Genomic DNA, 6214 nt, shown 5'->3' on the forward strand with positions numbered 1-6214 from the left:
CATGGCCTCCTCGACGTCGGCAGCCGTCGTCGGGCTGGTCACTGACTCGCTCATCGCTCCTCCTCCTTCGTGGTGGGCACCGTCGCCTGGGCCAGCGCGTCGCGCAGGGCCGCCCAGCCGAGCAGCGCGCACTTGATCCGCGCCGGGTACTTCGCGACGCCGGTGAACGCCGTGGCGTCACCGAGCCGGTCCTCCGCCGTCTCGTCCAGGCCCTCGCCCCGGGCCTGCATGAGCGCCCGGAAGGTCTCCCCCAGGCCCTCGGCGTCCTCGACGGTCGCCCCGGTCACGAGCTCGGACATCACCGAGATCGAGGCCTGGGAGATCGAGCAGCCCTGGCCCTCCCAGCTGACGTGGTCCAGCGTCGGGGTGGCCGCACCGTCGGCCAGGTGCACCCGGAGCCGCACCTCGTCGCCGCAGGTCGGGTTCACCTGGAAGGACTCGGCGTCGTGGCCCTCGGCGAGGCCCTTGCCGTGCGGGTCCTTCGCGTGGTCCAGGATCAGCTGCTGGTACAGCTGCTCCATCGAGCTCATCGTGACCCCTCCTCGTGCAGACCGAAGAAGGGTCGCACGCGCGCCAGGGCGTCGGCGAACGCCGCGACCTCCTCGGCCGTCGTGTAGACCGCGGCGGACGCGCGCGCGGACGCGGCCGCGCCGAGGCGGCGGTGCAGCGGCTGGGCGCAGTGGTGCCCCACCCGGACCGCGACGCCGGCGTCGTCGAGCACCTGCCCGACGTCGTGCGCGTGGACGCCCTCGACGACGAAGGAGACCAGCGCGAGGCGGTCCGCCGCGTCGGTGGGTCCCAGCAGCCGCACGCCCGGCACGCCGGCGACGGCGTCCAGGAGGAGCTGGGTCATCCGGTCCTCGTGGACGGCCACGGCCTCCATGCCGAGCTCGCGCAGGTAGCGTGCCGCGGCGCCCATGCCGACCGCCTGCGCGACCATCTGGGAGCCCGCCTCGAACCGCTGCGGCGGCGGGGCGTACGTGGTCGTCTCCATCGTCACGACCTCGACCATCGACCCGCCCGTGAGGACCGGCGGCATGGCCTCGAGCAGCTCGCGCCGGCCGTAGAGCGCACCCACACCGGTCGGGCCCAGCATCTTGTGGCCGGAGAACGCCGCGAAGTCGACCCCCAGCGCGTGCAGGTCGACGGGCAGGTGCGGCACGCTCTGGCAGGCGTCGAGGACGGTGAGGGCCCCGACCTCGCGCGCCCGCGCCACGACCGCCCCGACGTCGGTGATCGCGCCGGTGACGTTGGACGCGTGCGAGAAGGCCACGACCCGGGTGCGGTCGGTGACCACGGTCGCGAGGTCCTCGAGCCGCAGCCGGCCGTCGTCGTGCACACCGATCCAGCGCAGGGTGGCGCCCGTCCGGGCGCACAGCTCCTGCCACGGGACGATGTTGGCGTGGTGCTCGGCCTCGGTGACCACGACCTCGTCACCGGGGGCCAGCGCGAACCGGCGCGCGGCCGCGCCGCCCCGGCCGGCGGTGGCGTTGGACATCGCGTAGGCGACCACGTTGATCGCCGCCGTCGCGTTGGACGTCCACACGAGCTCGCCGTCGTCGACGCCGACGAGCCGGGCGACCTCGCGGCGCGCGTCCTCGTACGCCTCCGTCGCCTCCTCGGCGAGCTGGTGCGCCCCGCGGTGGACCGCGGCGTTGCGCTGCAGGTAGAAGTCCTGCTCCGCGTCGAGGACGACGTCGGGCTTCTGGGAGGTCGCGGCGGAGTCGAGGTACACCAGCGGCCGCCCACCCCGGACCGTCCGGCTCAGGAGCGGGAAGTCCGCCCGCACGGCAGCGAGCTCGGCGGGGGTCAGCGAACGGTCCCCGCCCGGCGCCGCACCGTGCTCGACGGTCGGCCCGACGGTCGGCTCGGCTGCCGGCTCGGTCGTGGCTGTCATGGTGCTCCCCTCCGGGACGCGTGGTCCGGCTGGCGGGCGGGTGAGGCCCTGCGCCGGGCCGGGTGGGCCGGTCCGGCGGCGGGTGGCGCGGGACGCCCTCCGCCGCCGGACCGGGTCGTGCTGTCGATCAGGCCGAGGCCCCGATGAAGCGGTCGTAGCCCTCGGACTCGAGCCGCTCGGCGAGCTCGGGCCCGCCCTCCTCCGCGATCCGGCCGTCGACGAAGACGTGCACGAAGTCGGGCTGGATGTAGTTGAGGATCCGCGTGTAGTGCGTGATCAGGAGGACGCCCGTCTCGCCGGTGGACCGCACGCGGTTCACGCCCTCGGACACCACGCGCAGCGCGTCGACGTCCAGGCCGGAGTCCGTCTCGTCGAGGATCGCGATCCGCGGCTTGAGCAGCTCCATCTGGAGGATCTCGTGCCGCTTCTTCTCACCGCCGGAGAAGCCCTCGTTGACGTTGCGCTCGGCGAAGGTCGGGTCCATGCGCAGCTGCTCCATGGCGCCGCGCACGTCCTTGACCCAGGTGCGCAGGGCGGGCGCCTGCCCGTCGATCGCCGTCTTCGCCGTGCGCAGGAAGTTCGAGACGCTGACGCCGGGGACCTCCACCGGGTACTGCATCGCCAGGAACATCCCGGCCCGCGCGCGCTCGTCGACGCTCATCGCCAGCACGTCCTCGCCGTCGAGCAGGACGGTGCCGCTGGTGATCTGGTACTTGGGGTGGCCCGCCAGGGAGTAGGCGAGCGTGGACTTGCCGGAGCCGTTGGGCCCCATGATGGCGTGGGTCTCACCGCTGCGGACGGTGAGGTCGACACCGCGCAGGATGGGCTTGGCGCCCTCCTTGGTCTCGACGCTGACGTGCAGGTCCTTGATCTCGAGCGTGGTCATCAGGTCTCCTCAGGCGTTCACGGTGGTGTCGACGTCCACGAGCACGCGGTCGCCGTCGACGGTCAGGGGGTACACGGGGACGGGGCGCGTCGCGGGCAGCGCCAGGGGCCGTCCGGTGCGCAGGTCGAAGGTGGAGCCGTGGAGCCAGCACTCGATGGTGCAGTCCTCCACGTCGCCGTCGGACAGCGAGACCTGGCCGTGCGAGCACACGTCGGAGATGGCGTGCCACTCCCCGCTGCTGTCGCGCACCACGGCAACCTCGACCGGGCCGGACTCGCCCTCGAGCTCCACGCGGAGCGCGGAGCCGGGGGCGACGTCGTCGACCAGGCAGGCCAGCTGGGCGGTCATGCGGTCACCGGGTCCTGCGCGGCGGCTCCGTCCAGGCGGCTCATGCTGCGGCTCAGCTCGGTCTCGATCGAGCCGAGGAGGCGCTCCTCGACCTCGGGCACCCCGATCTGGTGGACGAGCTCGGCGAAGAAGCCGCGGACCACCAGGCGGCGCGCGTCCTCCTCCGGGATGCCGCGGGACCGCAGGTAGAACAGCTGCTCGTCGTCGAACCGGCCGGTCGCCGAGGCGTGCCCGGCCCCCTCGATCTCGCCGGTCTCGATCTCGAGGTTCGGCACCGAGTCGGCGCGGGCCCCGTCGGTGAGGACGAGGTTGCGGTTCAGCTCGTACGTGTCGGTGCCCTCGGCGGCCGCGCGGATGAGGACGTCGCCCACCCACACCGTGTGCGCCCCGGCACCCTGCAGGGCGCCCTTGTAGGTGACCCGCGAGGTGCAGCGCGGCACCGCGTGGTCCACGAACAGGCGGTGCTCCTGGTGCTGGCCGTCGTCGGCGAAGTACAGGCCGAGCATCTCCACCGAGGCGCCCTCGGCGGTGAACACCGCGTCCGGGGTGATCCGGACGACGTCCCCGCCGAGGGTGACGACGACGTGCTTGACGACGGCGTCGCGGCCCAGGCGCAGGCGGTGCGACGCCGCGTGCACGGCGCCGTCCTCCCAGTCCTGGATGGACACGACGGTCAGGTGGGCGCCGTCCTCGGCGACGACCTCGAGCGTCTCGGCGAGGGTCGCGTGCCCGATGTGGTCGAGCACGACGACCGCCTCGCTGAGCGGCAGGGCGTGCACGAGCACGTGCGCCGCCGAGGCGTCCGGGGCACCGTGGGCGGGCGGCGGGCCCTCGACCCGGATGCTCACCGGGGCCGACGCCTGCGCCTGCGCCGGGATGGTGACGACGGTCGCCTCACGGAAGGACGCCCACGCCGTCGCGGCCGTGCGGTCCCCCGGCTTGCCGGCCGTCCCGAGCCGCTCGTCGTCGCGGCCGACGATCTCGACCGTGACCTCGGGCGGGTTGACCACCGTCACGCGGGTGCTCGTGCCGGTCAGGCCCTGGCCGCTCGCGTCGAAGAGCGGCGCGATCCGGTCGATCGGGCTGAACCGCCACTCCTCCTCGCGGCCGCTCGGGACCGTGAAGTCCGCCAGGTCGAAGGAGGTGCGACGGGCGGCCCGGGACGCCTCCGGGACGGTGCCGGCGCCGTGACCGTGCGCGCCGTCGGCGACGGCGCGGCTGTGGTCGGTGGACAGGTCGGTGGTCATCTGCTGGTGCTCCGTGGGGTCGTGGGCGCCGGACGCGCCGGGGGACGTGCTGGACGAGGGCGCGGCGTCAGCCGACGGAGCCCTCCATCTGCAGCTCGATGAGGCGGTTGAGCTCGAGGGCGTACTCCATGGGCAGCTCCCGCGCGATCGGCTCCACGAAGCCGCGCACGATCATCGCCATCGCCTCGGTCTCCTCCATGCCGCGGGACATGAGGTAGAAGAGCTGGTCCTCGCTGACGCGCGAGACCGTCGCCTCGTGCCCCATCGACACGTCGTCCTCGCGGACGTCCACGTAGGGGTAGGTGTCGGACCGGGAGATCTGGTCGACCAGCAGGGCGTCGCACAGCACGTTCGACGCCGAGCCCTCCGCCCCCTCGAGGACCTGCACGAGGCCGCGGTAGGAGGTCCGCCCGCCACCGCGGGCCACCGACTTGGAGATGATCGACGACGACGTCCGGGGCGCGGCGTGCACCATCTTGGCGCCCGCGTCCTGGTGCTGGCCCTCGCCGGCGAACGCGATCGAGAGCGTCTCGCCGCGCGCGTGCTCGCCCATGAGGTAGATCGCCGGGTACTTCATCGTGACCTTGGAGCCGATGTTGCCGTCCACCCACTCCATCGTCGCGCCCTCGTGGGCCACGGCCCGCTTCGTGACGAGGTTGTAGACGTTGTTCGACCAGTTCTGGATCGTCGTGTACCGCACCCGGGCGTTCTTCTTCACGATGATCTCGACGACCGCCGAGTGCAGCGAGTCGCTGGAGTAGATCGGAGCCGTGCAGCCCTCGACGTAGTGCACGTAGGAGCCCTCGTCGGCGATGATCAGCGTCCGCTCGAACTGGCCCATGTTCTCGGTGTTGATCCGGAAGTACGCCTGGAGCGGGATGTCCACGTGGACGCCCGGCGGGACGTACACGAAGGAGCCGCCGGACCACACCGCGGTGTTGAGCGCCGCGAACTTGTTGTCGCCGGACGGGATGACCGAGCCGAAGTACTGCTCGAAGATCTCCGGGTGCTCGCGCAGGCCGGTGTCGGTGTCGAGGAAGATCACGCCCTTCTCCTCCAGGTCCTCGCGGATCTGGTGGTAGACGACCTCGGACTCGTACTGCGCCGCCACGCCCGCGACGAGGCGCTGCTTCTCCGCCTCCGGGATGCCGAGGCGGTCGTACGTGTTCTTGATCTCCTCAGGCAGCTCGTCCCAGCTCGTCGCCTGCTTCTCCGTCGAGCGCACGAAGTACTTGATGTTGTCGAAGTGGATGCCCGAGAGGTCCGAGCCCCAGGTCGGCATCGGCTTCTTCTCGAAGAGGCGCAGGGCCTTGAGGCGCGTCTTGAGCATCCACTCGGGCTCGTCCTTCAGCGCGGAGATGTTCCGGACGACCTCCTCCGAGAGGCCACGCTGCGCGGACATGCCGGCGGCGTCGGAGTCGTGCCAGCCGTAGCTGTAGCTGCCGATGGAGTCGATGATCTCCTGGTCGGTGGTCATCGGTTCGGTGGGTGCGCTCATCGTGTTCCCTCCACGGTCCCCGCGGTCGCGGGACGGTCGGTCGTTGCTCGGACGAGTGGTGCTGTGGGGATGTGGGTCGTGCAGACGTGCCCGCCGGACGCGAGCGTGGAGAGCCGCTGGACGTGGACGTCCAGCAGCTCGGAGAAGACCTGCGTCTCGGCCTCGCAGAACTCGGGGAACTGCGCGGCCACGTCCTGGATGGGGCAGTGCCCCTGGCACAGCTGGACCGCCGTGCCCGTGGGGACCGGGCGGGCGCTGGCGGCGTAGCCGTCCCCGGCGAGGGCCTCGGCGAGGGCGGCGACGCGGTCCTGCGGCGCGGCGCCCGCCCGCCGGACGGC

The 6214-nt window shown here is 72.4% G+C and carries 7 protein-coding genes; all 7 read right to left on the minus strand.

Annotated elements, in window-relative coordinates; translation table 11 throughout:
* Positions 1-50: 50 nt before the first annotated feature.
* Positions 51-530, minus strand: coding sequence for a Fe-S cluster assembly sulfur transfer protein SufU (sufU, locus tag N866_RS14415; protein ID WP_034227572.1), 480 nt, complete (start codon positions 528-530; stop codon positions 51-53).
* The gene (locus N866_RS14420; RefSeq protein WP_034227575.1) at positions 527-1897 is read right to left on the minus strand and encodes a SufS family cysteine desulfurase; all 1371 of its coding nucleotides are present in this window, start codon (positions 1895-1897) and stop codon (positions 527-529) included. The genes sufU and N866_RS14420 overlap by 4 nt, the downstream gene beginning before the upstream one ends.
* 127 nt (positions 1898-2024) lie before the next feature.
* Positions 2025-2783 carry a Fe-S cluster assembly ATPase SufC gene (gene sufC / locus N866_RS14425; protein WP_034227577.1) on the minus strand — a complete coding sequence of 253 codons (759 nt, stop codon included), beginning with the start codon at positions 2781-2783 and terminating at the stop codon, positions 2025-2027.
* Positions 2784-2792: 9 nt separating this feature from the next.
* Positions 2793-3131, minus strand: coding sequence for a non-heme iron oxygenase ferredoxin subunit (locus N866_RS14430; RefSeq protein ID WP_034227578.1), 339 nt, complete (start codon positions 3129-3131; stop codon positions 2793-2795).
* The gene (sufD, locus tag N866_RS14435) at positions 3128-4378 is read right to left on the minus strand and encodes a Fe-S cluster assembly protein SufD (protein WP_034227579.1); all 1251 of its coding nucleotides are present in this window, start codon (positions 4376-4378) and stop codon (positions 3128-3130) included. The genes N866_RS14430 and sufD overlap by 4 nt, the downstream gene beginning before the upstream one ends.
* A gap of 67 nt (positions 4379-4445) precedes the next feature.
* The gene (sufB, locus tag N866_RS14440) at positions 4446-5876 is read right to left on the minus strand and encodes a Fe-S cluster assembly protein SufB (protein ID WP_034227581.1); all 1431 of its coding nucleotides are present in this window, start codon (positions 5874-5876) and stop codon (positions 4446-4448) included.
* A partial coding sequence (locus tag N866_RS21455; RefSeq protein WP_425393967.1) for a helix-turn-helix transcriptional regulator occupies positions 5873-6214 on the minus strand: 342 nt, incomplete at its 5' end. The genes N866_RS21455 and sufB, both read right to left, overlap by 4 nt.

Source organism: Actinotalea ferrariae CF5-4 (genome assembly GCF_000603945.1).
Lineage (GTDB): Bacteria > Actinomycetota > Actinomycetes > Actinomycetales > Cellulomonadaceae > Actinotalea > Actinotalea ferrariae.